Genomic DNA, 14133 nt, shown 5'->3' on the forward strand with positions numbered 1-14133 from the left:
ATGAGCTTATTGACCTACACGCTACTTACCAAAAGCCATAACAAGAAAGACTTTGATTGCGGCGTTCCTGAGTTAAATACCTACCTGCAAAAGTATGCCGGGCAGGATAGCCGGGAACGCTTTACAAAATGTTATGTCGCCGTTGATGAAAACAATAACGTCGCAGGCTTTTATACGCTGTCTTCCAGTGCGATCGACATCAGCGGCCTTCCCGATACGATTACCAGAAAACTTCCGCGTTACCCTTCCGTACCCGCTGCGTTACTTGGTCGCCTTGCCGTCGATTCTCAATTTGCGGGAAAAGGCATTGGCGGTTCATTACTGGTTGACGCGATTCTCAATGTATCGCGCTCGACGACGGGAATATGGGCTTTGCGTGTCGATGCGAAAGATCAGGCGGCGAAGAATTTTTACCTTAAATATGGGTTTATTAGCTTTCAACGTAAGCCTGATTCGCTCTATCTTCCAATCACTAACGCCCTGTTGAAAGAATTGTCGTCAGTGTAAAATAGCAAAAAAACAAACCGTTAATGCAAGGTTATGATGACCTGATACTCCACCAACAGCGAAAAAACCGGTTCCGGCCGTTTTATCGATTAGGTATAATTTTTATAAACTTGGCGGATAAATCGATTATTTTATTATCCGACGTAATAAAGATAAGGTTTTCATAATTAGCTTGAGAAATAAGCATCCTATCAAAAGGATCTTTGTGTATCGATTCCGGTAAATTCAACACATTAAGCGAATGTTCTCCTTTAACCGCAAGTTCCTTGAATCCATTATCAAAAAGTCCTTTTCTCAACTCGTCCGGATTGATATTGAAATCGGGCTTATTCAAAGAAAATTTGATAGCGATTTCCCAAATACTGGCGGCACTGAAATAGAGTTCATTATCGGTATCCTGAATAATGTTTTTTACCTCTTCCGTGAGGTGCTCTGAGCTATAAGCAAGAAAGAGCAAAATATTGGTATCAAGCAAATACATTATTCATATTTCCCTTCAAACATATCCTGTATTTCTGCGCCGTTGAGCTCATCAAAGTTATCTGGAACCGTTCCTTTGCCCTTCAGAAAATCCAGTTTACGTTTAGACTTTTCTTCCGTGTAAGCCACGACCTTTACCAACGTCTTGCCATTACGCGCGATCAGAAATGGCTCCCCTGTTTTCACTACGTCATTAAGTAGCTTGGAAAGGTTCGTTTTTGCCTCGTAGATGTTTACCTTTTCCATAACATCCTCCAGACCGTTAACCGTAGATAAATTAATCATAGTTCCGCCTGCTGTACTTGGTCAAGTCAATCTAACCAGACTAATATAAATTAATCATCAGATGCGGTATGGCGCAGTGGTGCCGCCGCCCCTTCCCCGCTCAGTTCAAAAACAGAATAAACATTGCGTTGCCGCTTTTTTCGTTATATTTTTCTGTAACGTTACACTAAAACGTTGCAGAGAATATGCATCAGAGATATTCCTTCCGTTCATGCATCAATACTCTGCGGTAATCCACATCTATCTCACTGTTTAGAGAGGATTAGCATGTTTCATGAATTAAAAGGCAGACGTGTTTTAATTACCGGTTCGACTACGGGTATTGGGCTGGCGGCAGCCAGACTGTTTCTAACCTATGGCGCCAGCGTCGGTATTAATGGTCGCAGCACTATTACCGATCCTCATATTCTGGATTCACTGAATGCGCTACCTGGTCAGTACTCTCAGTTTGCGGCGGATCTAAGCCATTCGGTTAATTGTCAGCGGTTGGTGGATGATTTTGTCGCTCGCTTCGCAGGAATCGACGTGCTGATCAACAATGCGGGCGGACTGGGCGGCAGGAGTATCCTGGAAAATATGGATGATGCGTTCTTCGATCGTGTCATGGATCTCAACGTACGCTCGGTATTGATGATGACCAAATACGCCATTCCCCATCTGCGTCAATCGGCCAAAGAGAGCGGCCTGAGCAGCGCGGTGATTAGTACGGGATCAATTGCAGGTCGCGACGGCGGTGGAATTGGCGCCGGCGTTTACGGTAGCGCCAAGGCCTGGATACATAATATGCACCGCAACTGGGTAAAAGAGTTCACCCAGGATAATATACGCTTTAATGTGGTCTCGCCGGGAAGCATCGATACCGCGTTTCATCACGGCAAAAGTGATGAAATAGTGCAAAAGATGCGCGACGCCATCCCAATGGGGCGCTTCGGCCGTAGCGAGGAGGTAGCGCCAATTTATCTTTTTCTGGCGACTCACGCGTTAAGTGGATACATTTCCGGGCAAATCATTGACGTTAACGGCGGTCAGATGGCGCCTTAGTCTCTATGCAAAAAACGTGTTTCCGGATAAAAAACTTATAATCAGGCAATAAAAACAGATGTAAGGAAAGTATGGCAAACATTCGTGATGTTGCGAAACACGCCGGCGTCTCCCTTAGCACCGTATCAAATGTGCTGAACGGGCGTACCGATCAAATGCGTCAGGAAACCCTGGAACGTATTGAGCAGGCCATGCGCGATCTGCACTACCATCCAAACAGGATCGCTCAGCAACTGAAAACGGGCCAGGCGAAAATGTTCGGCCTGCTGGTCCCTTCGATCATTAACCCGAGCTTTGCCGCTCTGGCTCGGGAAGTGGATCTGGCGGCGAAAACGCACCAGTACCGCGTATTGTTGGGAAATACCTATCGTCAGGTAGATGAAGAGCAAGCTTTCCTTGAAGATATGTTCGCGCATGGCGTTCGCGGCATCATCGTTGCGGCCAGTGATATGGAAAAGCCCCATTTTTCAAGGGCCGCGGCCCAAGGCATGATTATGATCGCCTACGACAGCCGCCTCTCCAGCGGGATTCAACCCGGCACGACGCCTTACGATAGCGTTTCAATGGATAACGTCGAAGCCGGCCGACTCGCCGCCGAACACCTGATCGCCAGGGGATGCCGTCATATCTCCTTTGTTACCGAGGCCAGCCTTACCGCCAGCCGCTCTCACAAGATTGAGGGGTTCCTCAGCGCTGCCCGGGAACATGGGTTGCTAAGAGATGAGATGATCGTCGAAGGGAAAGCCCTTTCCGCCTACGGGGACACGGAAATGACCGAGTTGGGGCGTCTGTTGGCTAAAAAAGTCTGCCAGCAGCCAGGCAGGCCGGATGGCGTCGTCACCATCAACGACGCGCTTGGTATCGGACTGATGGCGGGTCTGCACGAAGCGGGAATTAACGTGCCCCAGGAGATCTCCATTGTGGGGATCGATAATATTTCACTTTCCGGCCTGATTTACCCTGGACTGACCTCCGTGATGCCGCCACTGGCGGATATGGCCGCCACCATGGTGGAGCGTCTGCTTAGCCGAATAGATAACCCGGCGCTCCCTCCCAAAGAATATCTCTTCAAACCCGCGCTGGTCGTCCGCAAATCGGTCAGAGACGGCGAAGAGCAGCATTCCGGCCATGCCCGGTGATAAATATCTGTCCTGATGGCGCCGGCAGCGGGCGCCGGCACAGCATATAATCAGGCCGCAGGGGGCGTGCTTTATCGGCCTGGAGCCGTATTTCTCTCAGAATAGGATGGGGCCAACGGTAAGCAATATATTGGCAAAACGCCGGGTTTCACCAGAAGCTATCACCAGTAAAGTATCATCGCTTTTCACCAACGAGTAGAAACTATTTCTGTCAACGTAGGCGATGTCCAGCGTATCCGCGAGTAACTTCTTATATTCTTTCTCAATGGTATTATCAAAATCATCTGGATAAGCCATCAACGTCGCTTTTTCAACATTAATATAGCCAAGAATCTTATCCAGAATGGCCGTACTACCAATCATACCCGGTGCAAAGTTGAGATAAACCACTTGTGCATTGCGCGATGAATTAGTCACGAAAGAGTAGTTGGCGTCTGCAATTAAAATATTGGTTTTATGACCGCACTGCGCCAATATTTTCAGCAATTCAGGATGAATAATTTCTGATTTAATCATAAAAAACATCTCAAAAAATGCGATGAGAAATAAATCCCATCGCATGAATTTTTACATTCTGTAAATGCCGCCGTTTATATCAATGGTCGCACCGGAAATAAAGCCATCATATTCAGAGGCAAGAAACTGAATAGCTTTGGCGACATCTTCCGGCGTTCCCGCCCTTCCCAGCGGAATTGCCTCAATAGTCTGGTCGGCCGACTCCCTGCTGGTATGTTGATTATGGAATCTCGTTCCTAAAATCAGCCCCGGCGCAACGGCATTGACCCGGATCCCATGCTCACCCAGCTCCGCCGCCAGTGAACGCGTCCAGGTTAATACCGCGCCCTTGGTCGTTGAATATGCCAGAGATCCGGAATGACCGCCGGATCGCCCGGCCAGAGAGGCCAGATTGACAATACTTGCTCCGCCGCTGGCACTCTTTAAGTGTGGTAAGGCGCTTTGCGTCACATTAAGCATCGTCGTCATATTGACATCAATAACCGTCCGCCAAAATTTATTATCAATTTCGCCCAGCCACTTTCTGGCAATAATACCGCCAACATTATTGATCAATATATCAATACCGCCTAAAAAATCGGCGGCCTGTGATACGCATTTAGCGGCATCAGTTTCATCGGTTAAATCGGCATAGCCATAGTCTGCTCTCCTCCCCAGCTCCTTCGCTATTTTGACTAATTCTTTTGGTCCTTCCTCACCGCTAAAATAATGGATATAAATATCGCATCCTGATTCAAGCAAGGCTTGCGCCGTTGCTTTACCAATACCCTGCTCCGCGCCGGTAATCAGCACTTTTTTACCTGATAATGTTCCCATTATGGACTCCTGTTTATTGCACATCGCTTATATCAACCGGAAAGTCGGCTTTAGATTTGTGGACTGATTTATATGCGGCGACGCCGTTATTTACGCAAAAACGCGAATGGGCTTCCTTTTAAATACTCAACTATTCGTTTGGCAAACCCTATCCGATATTCCTTTTTACCCAGGTGCTTCATTAGTAACCGGCCAGCCCCGGTAGCCAGGTCGTCAACGAGGGCGCCAGCGCCACAATAATTATTCCGATAAACACCACCGCCAGATATTTCGCCATTGGCCGAATCACATTTTTCATCTCCACGCCGCAAATGGCGCAGGTGGTATACAATCCCAACCCGATGGGGGGAGCGAACAGCCCAAAGCCCATGGAGAGAATCATGACGATGCCGAAGTGCAGCGGGTTGAAACCCAGTTGAATGGCGATGGGCACCAGAATCGGAGCAAAGATAATCAGCGCGGGCGCCCCTTCCAATACCGCACCGAACACAATCAGAATGACGATGGTCAGCAGCAGGAATAGCCAGGCCCCCTGCTCCATGCCGATCCCTACCAGAAGCGCCGCAATCTGCTGTGGGATCATCTGAATGGTCAGCGCATAAGAAAGGCTGGTGGCGCAGGCGACGATAAACAGCAGCACCCCGGACATCGCCGCGATATCAACGAACATTTTCACCGTGGCTTTCAGCGTTAGCTCGCGGAAGGCCAGCCGCCCCACAACGATGGCGTAAATGACGGCAAAGGCGGAAATTTCCGTCGAGGTGGCGATCCCCATCATCACGCCGCGGCCAATCATGAAAATCATCACCAGACCGACGGCCGCCCCCAGATAGAGTTGAGCTCGTGGGCGTAATACCGGATAAGCTGCGCTAACGTTGATTTTAGAGCCAAAGCGGTTGGCGGCGATGAGCAGCAGTACCAGCAGACAGGCGGCGGGCACCAGTCCCGCGATAAATAGCGCGCCAATGGAAATATTGGCGACAAAGCCCATCACGATCAGGTTGACGCAGGGAGGAATGGTTTCCGCCATCACGGCGGACGCGGCAAAAACGCCGGCGGCTTCCTCACTATCCTGTTTAGAGCGACGCACCGCAGGCATCAAAACCCCGCCGACCGCGGCCACGTCGGCAAGTTTGGAGCCGGAGATACCGGAGAAGAAAGCCATCGACAGTACGGTGGTCATATTCAGGCCGCCGCGAAAGCGCCCCATGCCGCGAACAATCAGCTCCACCAGACGCGTCGACATACCGTTGATTTCCATGGCGGCGCCGGCCAGCAGGAAGAATGGAATGGCAAGCAGCACAAAGTGGTCAACGCCCGCCGCCACCTGCTGTGAAAAAAAGACGAACGGCAGCGAGGGGTCGCAGATAAAAAAGACCATCGCCGACATCCCCAGGGTAAAGGCGATCGGAACGCCGGCAAGAATCCCCAGGACAAAGCAGATCAGCATCAACCCGGCCGCGGCGGTGGCGGGATCGGCCATCATCGAAAGCTTTATATAGCCGAGCAGCATCAGCGCCAGGATCCCCACGCCGCTCAGCAGCACAATCCGGGTTCGTTCGCGCAAGGCGTGCTCCAGCGCGGCAATCATCATTACGACAGAGCCGATCAGCACCGGGATGACATAGATAATCTGCGGTAAGCCGGTCTCCGTTGTCTGCATCCGGGCAGCCTGCACCAGGTCATAGCTGGAAACCACCAGACCGACGGAAACCAGGAACAGAATCCAGCGGCTGGCGTGAACGACATAGGGACGAACCTTCTCCGGCAAAAAGCGCAGGAATAGATCGACGCCAATATGGCCGCCGCGGCCGGTCGAAGTCGCGACGCCGAAAAATACCAGAGCGATCATCATGGCCCGCGCCACTTCTTCCGCCCAGTGGATAGGAGAATGTAGCGCATAGCGCCAGATAACGGACGCAAACACCACCAAGACATTAGTGAGCAGCACCAATGCGCCGGCATAGGACGTTATGGTGGTCAGAAACCGGCTAAGCCGGCTCAGGAATACAACAGGCCTGGTTTCATCTTTGGCCGTCGTGGATAGTTCTGCCATGTTGAACCTCTCAATAGGGTTCCGGGTGCATATCAGGGGTTGGCATCAGGCTCGCCGTCGGTGCCGTGAGCCTGATGCCGCCAGGATCACTGCGCATCAGACGCCGCGGTGGCGCTAATCTCGTCAACAACCGGCTGCAACTGCGGATATTTGGCGAGAAACGCCTTCCAGACTGGCTGTACCTGCTGATAGAAATATTCACGATCGACTTCGTGGAATGTCACGCCTTTCGCTTTCAGATCCTGAATAGCTTTCTGCTCCAGCGCGTTCGATTGCTGACGCTCATATTCCGTCGCCTCTTTTGCCGCGGCCAGTACATCGGCGCGCAACGGCTGCGGAATTTGCTGGAAGCTGTTTTTATTCATGGCGATCATGATGGGGTTATAAATATGTCGGGTAAGCGCGGCGTTCTTAGCGATTTCATAATACTTGCTGGAATAAACGGTTGCGGCGTCATGCTCGACGCCGTCGATAACCCCCATCTGCAGACTGGAATAAACTTCACCGCCAGGCATGGGAATAGCCACCGCGCCCATATGATTCAAGGTTGCAATAAAGTTGGGCACCGGCAATACGCGAATTTTCAGATTCTTCAAATCTTCAGGTTTTTCAATGGGCTTTTTGGTGTAAATATTGCGCGAGCCAAGGCTGTAACCATAGCCCAGTACCATTACGCCGGCCTTTTTTGACATCAGATCGGAAAGCGTCTCTCCGGCTTTACCGTCAAGCGCTTTGCCGACCTGATCGTAATCTTTAAACAGATACCCTAAATCCAGCACGCCTATTTCAGGCACCAGCGTTGCCCAGATGGAACTTCCGGAAATCATCATGTTGATGGCGCCGATGCGTACCTGCTGGGTGGCATCGGCTTCTTTGCCCAACATACCGTTGGGAAAATAGTTCAGCTTGATTTGCCCATTAAGTTTTTCGTTTTTGTTCAAATTTTCCTGGAATCGCTGAAACCAAATGTAATGAGATGAGGTTCCATCGGCGGGCAGGGAAGAATAAACCCGCATATTGATGGCGGCCTGAGCCTGAACGGCCGAAAACGCCGCGCATCCCACAATTAAAGCGACGCTCAAACAGGTTGAGGCTATTGCACGGCGTAACGTAAAGCGTTGAATGGTTTTCATAATGATTATCCTGGCGTAGGCTGTACTTGGTATCTATCTGTGCCGTTTAGCGGTGAAAATACGCGAACGTCGCCTTATAAAATCACTGACTAATGGCTGTTATCCATTTTCTGCAACGTTTTAGTGTAACGTTACAGAAAAACTATCGGCACCCTGGTGAAAAAGCAAGCGGCCTGAAGTCAATAAGGTGAGAAGATTGAATTTTTGTGCACAACGTCGCTAATTTTGCTGAACGTGTTACAAAGGGAAAAATGACAAAACGGTGTTTGGTCACTGTTCAGTGAATGATTTTTAACACCGCTACACGGTGCGATATTGTTTACCCGCAACAAAACCAACGCCGAGTTTGCGGCGATATATTTCATTCGCCGTGAAGAAAGAACGCAGCAAGCTGGCGCAACGTTGTTTCATACAGCGTACCGGCGTAGTACCGGAGCTGTAGCCAGGCCGTCAGCCAGATATAATGCGCTTCGGAGAGGTCGCGGCGAGCGCTGTAGAGCTGCTGTTCGGCATTCAGTACGTCGAGGTTGACGCGCTCTCCGCCCTGAACGCTTTTGCGCGTCGCCGCCACTAGCGCAAGCGCGGAATGTAACCCTCTCTCGCCAGCGGGCGCAGCCCCTGCAACTGCTCGCTTAGTTGGCAGCCTTTTTGTTTTTAATTAGATACCCCAGAAATTATTGACCTTTTCCACTAAATAGCTGTTCCTAATACCGCTACACTTTGGTCTGTCCATATTTTCCTCCCGGGAATGGACTGACGGTCTCCATAAAATGGCGAACCTTTTTCAGCAGTTGCCACATGGCGCGGCACTGGTGGTTTCGGGTTATCGTGTCGTGCAGTGCCTGCCACAGTCGTTCAACGTGATTCACCCACGGTGAGTATACGGGCTGGTAAATAACCCTGAACTTCGGATTCTGTTTCAACCATTTCAGGGTTTGCTGGCCTTTATGGATGATGTAGTTATCGACGATAAGCGTGATCGTTTTCGCCCGCCGGTATGTCGCTTTCATGTGTTCCAGCAGACTGATAAACAGTGCTGAGCTTTTCCTGCTACCCCCGACGTAGCTGACTTTTCCTGTTCCGCTGTGCAGGGCTCCCGCCAGATAATATTTTTCGTTCTGGCCCGGTGTCACAACGCGCTTTTGCTGACCACGCACTTGCCAGTCTGCACCGATTTTGGGGTTGAGGTGGATATCCACTTCGTCCTCGTAAAACACCGGATGGTCCACGCTGCATTTTTGCAGTGCTCCGTGGATTGCCGTCATTTTTTCTTCCTTGTGTGGATCGCGTATATGCAAGGTAGGCGCAGCCCTGCGCCAGACAAGTCCGGCTGCCGGTAACCATCTCCGTATCGTAGAGGCATGAAGCTGACAACCTGTTATCTCGCGGATTTTTATCGCCAGCAGTTCTGTGCTCCAGCGCGAACGCTGGTAGCCAAAATCCCCCGGCGTTCGCTGGACCAGTTGGCGTAACAATGCACATATCTGTTCAAATGGCCATCGTCGTTGCCGTCCGGAAGGCAGGGTTTTCAGGCCTTCCAGACCATATTCCGTCAGCCAGTTAATCCAGCGGCCTATCGAAGAGCGGGCACAGCAAAGTGTTCTGGCGACATGGCTGACGCTGTTTCCATCGTGAAGCATCAGCATGGCGTTGAGCCTGCGTGCATGGTTTTTATCACGTGTTTTATGGATGGTTTTCCGCATCAGGCGTCGTTCGTTACGGGGCATTGGTGCTATGATCGGCATCGCTCAGTCCGGTTGGTGATTTTGGTTGGTTTGGCGATTGATCAGATCGCACAATTCGGACTGAGTTCCCTCACGGTGATCTACTATTTGGAACAGCTATTTAGCTCATTATTAATTAATCCGCCCACCAGCCACGTCCCTATCGAAAAATCTGTTAAGGTAATTTAGCCATCGCATCACCGTTCAATGCGGCAGCAACCAACTCACCAACAAAATGTGTAAATGGAATAATATTCTGTCTAACGCTTGCTTCTTCTAAAGCAGCCATATAATCAAACCGTCTATCCACTGGAATGACTGTCCACGGATACCCTCCCGCAGCGAGCATGAGATTCATGATAAATCGTCCCATTCGTCCATTCCCATCCATATAGGGATGGATATAAACAAAAATAAAGTGTCCCAGGACTACACGAACGGCTGGATTTTCTTCTGATTCCAACATTTCAAAAAATATCGGGATAGCATCACGCACGGCATCAGGAGAAAGAGGGATGTGCATTGAATTGCGAATAAACACTCTGTTATTGCGATAGCCAGCAAGCTCAACAGGTTTGATAATACCAGTTGCAACACTTGGAGCAAAAAGCTCACGATACCAATCACCGTGATCGTGGTCGGCTATTTGACCGGGGTTCTTGTTTTGGAGGACTGCTGCAACACTTTCTTTTACAGCACGAAATGCCTGAAAATAACCGCGTGCGGCCAATGCGTCTTTGTGTTCCCGATCTTTTTGATCGTTATCGGGATTCCAGCCACCACTCCGTACTCGTTCGATGAGTTCAGGGCTGACACGATAACCTTCTATTGACAGTGAATGATAGGCGTCGGTGGTATAAATATCATCAACACATTTCAAATAACCATCCACATCATCCGGTATTCCCGGAGCCTCTGGGAAATGGTCAATAATTGCCGGACGCATTGTTTGCCACATCAAACGGATCCTGCCTGCATAAGGAGATGTCTCCCTGCGAGGTAATTGAAGTGATACCTGGCTCTCAAAAGGATCGCTCACTCTGATGGTATACCCAGCGGAATTCATCGTTTTTACGATATTATCGGCAATATTTTCCCGGCCAATGTTACGAAATGCGCCAGCCAAACGTCCAGCGATAGTGCTACGCCCATCTTCAAGTAAATGCGCAAGAACCTCAGAGGCATCAGAAACCAGCGATAATGCGGTTCGCACATCCGTCGGGCTATGCGTAAAGATAGATGCCGATGCTTCAACAAGAGCATAACCAAGAGAATACACTCGTAATCCATCTATTTTGACGATGTTTTGTTCGGACGGCATGGCCGTGCGCATATCGAAAATTGATGTGCCATATAAAAGATTGGTCGGCTTGTTATTGCCTTTTGGCGCTCGGATAATCAGTTGAGACGGAACCGTTTTGTTGCCGCCGTAGAGAGATATTGATTGCTCGGGTGAGAGGCACCAATCATCGCCAAAACGTTCGTTGAGATAGCTGGCGCAAAAATCCCAGAACAATGCATACCATGCCGTTGTTTCGCCTTCTTTCTGACTTGGACTTGAAGGAATGTACCAACCCTTCATGACTTCTTGTAAAAAACCAAATTTAATCAAACGCTCCCGCCGGGTTCGAGAAAGATCATTTGAACGAATAGCAACATTTTGTTTCTCCTGAAGTTTTTTTAGTGTTTCCAGTGATTCTGCTAATTTTTCCTGCGGAGTTGCCATGCCAGTTTATGCCTCTGATTATCAACAATTCAGTCATCAATCCGCGCTAGTAATAGGTTATTGTGTTGTATTTTTAGTAGGTTATTTTGATGTTCTTTCTATAGGTTATTATGTTGTATCACTAATAGGTTTTTGCGTCAAACAGTGTGGGATAATGGATTATCTAAGGCAGGCACGACCATATTCATAGCGAAAAATGAAGAAACAATTGAGAAAACTCCGCCCCATCTATTAGCTGTTGGGCGAAATCAATACAATTATTAGTGAGCAGGTGATGGCGGGAGCGGACAAGGCAAGCAGCGCCACTGCCAGCCGCAGCGCCATTGCCTTGAAGATGCCCGGCTCCTATATGCCGACGTTAGTCCAGATTCAGATCGCTGTAACTGGATACCACCTTGCCAACAATTCCATAGTCAATCGCCTCCTGAGGGTTCATCCAGTAGTTACGATCGGTGTCTTGCTTCACCCTCTCTACTGTCTGTCCTGTTGCATCTGCAATTAATTTATTGACGCGCTCAAGCATACGAATAATTTCTTTAGCTTCAATTTCAATATCGCTTGCCTGTCCGCGAACGCCGCCAAGCGGCTGATGAATCATAAAACGCGTATTAGGAAGAGAATAGCGATGCTCTTTTTTGGCGGCCAGGAAAATAGTGATCCCCGCGCTGGCAACCCAGCCTGTACCGATAATATGCACTTCCGGCTGAATGAATTTTATCATGTCATGAATAGTATCAGCAGCCTCCACATGCCCGCCCTGGCTGTTAATATAGATCTTTATCGGCGCATTGCCGATCCCCTGCAACAGCAGAAGCTGTGAAACGACTTTTTCTGTCAGCGCCTGATTAATCTCGCCTGAAATAACGATAGAACGGGACTCCAACATTTTTTGCTGAATAAGAGACGAAGCGTTATTCTGCTGCGGCTCTTTTTCCACTTCATCTTCTTTTTGCATCGGTAACGACATAATCAATTTCTCCTTAACTCCGCCATAGAAACAGATACCACTATTTATAATAGAACGCCGACCGTTATCTATTATACTCGTCAGGCTGTAAATTGCCGGTGTGTTGACTGCCCCGCATATCACCCGGTTACGGAAAAAACTCGGCTTCCCAATCCGCTTTTTATTGACAAGCCTAACCCCGCAAGGCAAAAAAGTAGGCCACAATCCATCATCAGCATACCAACGCCATTTAAAGGAAGGCCCGGAGTGGATAGCCCTGCAGGACAACGCGCCAATATCTACATACATGCCCGGTATCAGCACCCCGCCTGGTTATTGCTCGCTTCGCGCCGCGCCCCTCTGGTTTTAGGCTGTCTGCAAACGCTGTTTGATCAACGTCACGACGGGGTTCCCGTTGAAGATGCGATTCAGTCGCTGGCTGATATTCTGGCCTCAAATGCCAATCAGCCGGATTTTGAGATCAACGGGGATAACTATCTGTTGCTGGCGCGTAAGGAGTTACGGAGCTGGATAAAAAAAGCGCTGATAGTTGAACGGGAAGGCGCTATTTTTGCCACCGACGCGCTGGAAACGGCGTTGAACTTCACCGCCAATTTGCAAAATCGGCTGATGACCTCCACCGCATCACGGCTGATGATTGTGCAGCGCGAAATAGAAAACCTCGAAACCCACCTCAACCCCGATCCCGAAAAGCGCGCCGCGCTGCTGAAGAAACAGATTATCAGGCTCGAAAAGGAACTGAAAGAAACGCTGAAAGGCGATATTGCGGTGCTGAGTGAAAATCAGGCGGTTGAATCGATACGTGAGATTTATAATCTCGCCAGCGGATTGCGCGCTGATTTTCGTCGCGTCGAAGATTCATGGCGTCAGGCCGATCGCCAGCTTCGTCAGGCGGTGATCGGCGAGCAGCAAAACCGCGGGGAGATCATCGATAGTTTGTTAAACGGTCACGATGCGCTGCTGGAGACGCCGGAAGGTCAGGTTTTTCAGGGATTCCAGCAGCAGCTTAGCCAGTCGCTGGAGCTGGAATATATGAAACAGCGACTGCGAAATATTCTGGAGTATCCGGCCGCGAGTAAAGCGCTTAACCTGCGGCAGCGGGCGGAACTGCGCTGGCTGACCATCCATCTGGTCAAAGAATCCGCTGCGGTTATCCGCACCCGGGCGCGCAGCGAACGCGACGTAAAGGGGTTTATCAAAACCGGACTGGCGGCGGAGCACCACCGGGTCGGCGCCTTGCTGGCGCAAATTTTCCAGCAGGCGCAAAACATCCGTTGGGAACAGGCGTCAATACGGCGCAGCCCCGGCCCGCTGCCGCCGGTGGCGGTCGGTTTCAGCACGCTGCCGCTGATTGAACGGCTGCGCTTCAAGTCCGTCGCCCAGACGGAGGAAAACGATCTTGAACTCTCGCCGCAACAGACCAGTCTGAACGATATTGAAGATGATTTCTGGCTGGCGTTTAACGGTCTGGATCGGGAAGCCCTGATAGAGCAAACGCTGGACGCTTTGTCGCAAAACGGCGGCGAAATGTCGATCGCCCAGCTGGCGCAGGCATTCTCTCCCGAGCACGATCTGGAAACGCTGGCGCTGTGGTTAAGTATGGCGCGTGAAGCCGGATTACCGATCCCCCAGGCGCGTGAATCGGTCGTTATCCATCATCCTGACGGCACGTCCGTGCGTTTTACCTTACCGGCGGTGCGATTACAGTTGGAAAAGCTGCAACACATTAACAGGGAGCTATAA

At 50.1% G+C, this 14133-nt stretch carries 13 protein-coding genes and 1 pseudogene; 4 read left to right on the top strand and 10 right to left on the bottom strand.

Translation table 11 applies throughout. The features are described 5' to 3' along the window. Positions 1–507: a GNAT family N-acetyltransferase gene (locus MFP24_RS12620; RefSeq protein ID WP_249230649.1), complete on the top strand. Its 507-nt coding sequence runs from the start codon at positions 1–3 to the stop codon at positions 505–507. Positions 508–589: 82 nt separating this feature from the next. Here MFP24_RS12620 and MFP24_RS12625 read toward each other — a convergent pair whose 3' ends face one another. Then, a complete protein-coding gene (locus tag MFP24_RS12625) occupies positions 590–988 on the bottom strand; it encodes a type II toxin-antitoxin system VapC family toxin (RefSeq protein WP_249230650.1) in 399 nt (132 codons plus the stop codon). Beyond that, the gene (locus MFP24_RS12630; protein ID WP_249230651.1) at positions 988–1272 is read right to left on the bottom strand and encodes a type II toxin-antitoxin system Phd/YefM family antitoxin; all 285 of its coding nucleotides are present in this window, start codon (positions 1270–1272) and stop codon (positions 988–990) included. Before MFP24_RS12630 ends, MFP24_RS12625 begins: the two co-directional genes overlap by 1 nt. Before the next feature lie 267 nt (positions 1273–1539). Between MFP24_RS12630 and MFP24_RS12635 the strand changes: the two genes are divergently transcribed. Continuing rightward, positions 1540–2313, top strand: a complete 774-nt coding sequence (locus tag MFP24_RS12635) for an SDR family NAD(P)-dependent oxidoreductase (RefSeq protein ID WP_249230652.1) — start codon at positions 1540–1542, stop codon at positions 2311–2313. A 71-nt stretch (positions 2314–2384) separates the two neighbouring features. After that, positions 2385–3452, top strand: a complete 1068-nt coding sequence (locus MFP24_RS12640) for a LacI family DNA-binding transcriptional regulator (RefSeq protein WP_249230653.1) — start codon at positions 2385–2387, stop codon at positions 3450–3452. 96 nt (positions 3453–3548) lie between these two features. Here MFP24_RS12640 and MFP24_RS12645 read toward each other — a convergent pair whose 3' ends face one another. From MFP24_RS12645 to MFP24_RS12680, 8 genes and pseudogenes are all read right to left on the bottom strand, one after another. After that, a complete protein-coding gene (locus MFP24_RS12645; RefSeq protein ID WP_249230654.1) occupies positions 3549–3968 on the bottom strand; it encodes an RbsD/FucU family protein in 420 nt (139 codons plus the stop codon). Between the two features lie 51 nt (positions 3969–4019). Next, a complete protein-coding gene (locus MFP24_RS12650) occupies positions 4020–4784 on the bottom strand; it encodes an SDR family NAD(P)-dependent oxidoreductase (RefSeq protein ID WP_249230655.1) in 765 nt (254 codons plus the stop codon). A gap of 181 nt (positions 4785–4965) precedes the next feature. Beyond that, complete coding sequence (locus tag MFP24_RS12655; protein ID WP_249230656.1) at positions 4966–6840, bottom strand: TRAP transporter large permease; 1875 nt, start codon at positions 6838–6840, stop codon at positions 4966–4968. Between the two features lie 86 nt (positions 6841–6926). After that, positions 6927–7973 (bottom strand): TRAP transporter substrate-binding protein, encoded by a 1047-nt coding sequence (locus MFP24_RS12660; protein WP_249230657.1) that lies wholly within the window; start codon positions 7971–7973, stop codon positions 6927–6929. Positions 7974–8334: 361 nt separating this feature from the next. Continuing rightward, positions 8335–8559 (bottom strand): annotated as a pseudogene (locus MFP24_RS12665) (TolC family protein); the annotation flags it as partial. A gap of 127 nt (positions 8560–8686) precedes the next feature. Beyond that, complete coding sequence (locus MFP24_RS12670; protein WP_249230658.1) at positions 8687–9718, bottom strand: IS630 family transposase; 1032 nt, start codon at positions 9716–9718, stop codon at positions 8687–8689. A gap of 154 nt (positions 9719–9872) precedes the next feature. Then, positions 9873–11423, bottom strand: coding sequence for a Fic family protein (locus MFP24_RS12675; RefSeq protein ID WP_249230659.1), 1551 nt, complete (start codon positions 11421–11423; stop codon positions 9873–9875). A 358-nt stretch (positions 11424–11781) separates the two neighbouring features. Then, positions 11782–12378 carry an ATP-dependent Clp protease proteolytic subunit gene (locus tag MFP24_RS12680; protein WP_407062004.1) on the bottom strand — a complete coding sequence of 199 codons (597 nt, stop codon included), beginning with the start codon at positions 12376–12378 and terminating at the stop codon, positions 11782–11784. A 258-nt stretch (positions 12379–12636) separates the two neighbouring features. Here MFP24_RS12680 and MFP24_RS12685 point away from each other — a divergent pair, with 258 nt between their 5' ends. Then, the gene (locus MFP24_RS12685) at positions 12637–14133 is read left to right on the top strand and encodes a DUF3375 domain-containing protein (RefSeq protein ID WP_249230661.1); all 1497 of its coding nucleotides are present in this window, start codon (positions 12637–12639) and stop codon (positions 14131–14133) included.

Origin of the sequence: Brenneria tiliae (genome assembly GCF_023347575.1) — a bacterium.
In the GTDB taxonomy this organism is placed as follows: Bacteria; Pseudomonadota; Gammaproteobacteria; order Enterobacterales; family Enterobacteriaceae; genus Brenneria; species Brenneria corticis.

Excerpts from the sequence above, each read along its gene's own strand:
- MFP24_RS12620 (WP_249230649.1), top strand. The coding sequence starts at position 1 with ATGAGCTTATTGACCTACACGCTACTTACCAAAAGCCATAACAAGAAA.
- MFP24_RS12625 (WP_249230650.1), bottom strand. The coding sequence starts at position 988 with ATGTATTTGCTTGATACCAATATTTTGCTCTTTCTTGCTTATAGCTCA.
- MFP24_RS12630 (WP_249230651.1), bottom strand. The coding sequence starts at position 1,272 with ATGATTAATTTATCTACGGTTAACGGTCTGGAGGATGTTATGGAAAAG.
- MFP24_RS12635 (WP_249230652.1), top strand. The coding sequence starts at position 1,540 with ATGTTTCATGAATTAAAAGGCAGACGTGTTTTAATTACCGGTTCGACT.
- MFP24_RS12640 (WP_249230653.1), top strand. The coding sequence starts at position 2,385 with ATGGCAAACATTCGTGATGTTGCGAAACACGCCGGCGTCTCCCTTAGC.
- MFP24_RS12645 (WP_249230654.1), bottom strand. The coding sequence starts at position 3,968 with ATGATTAAATCAGAAATTATTCATCCTGAATTGCTGAAAATATTGGCG.
- MFP24_RS12650 (WP_249230655.1), bottom strand. The coding sequence starts at position 4,784 with ATGGGAACATTATCAGGTAAAAAAGTGCTGATTACCGGCGCGGAGCAG.
- MFP24_RS12655 (WP_249230656.1), bottom strand. The coding sequence starts at position 6,840 with ATGGCAGAACTATCCACGACGGCCAAAGATGAAACCAGGCCTGTTGTA.
- MFP24_RS12660 (WP_249230657.1), bottom strand. The coding sequence starts at position 7,973 with ATGAAAACCATTCAACGCTTTACGTTACGCCGTGCAATAGCCTCAACC.
- MFP24_RS12670 (WP_249230658.1), bottom strand. The coding sequence starts at position 9,718 with ATGCCGATCATAGCACCAATGCCCCGTAACGAACGACGCCTGATGCGG.
- MFP24_RS12675 (WP_249230659.1), bottom strand. The coding sequence starts at position 11,423 with ATGGCAACTCCGCAGGAAAAATTAGCAGAATCACTGGAAACACTAAAA.
- MFP24_RS12680 (WP_407062004.1), bottom strand. The coding sequence starts at position 12,378 with ATGCAAAAAGAAGATGAAGTGGAAAAAGAGCCGCAGCAGAATAACGCT.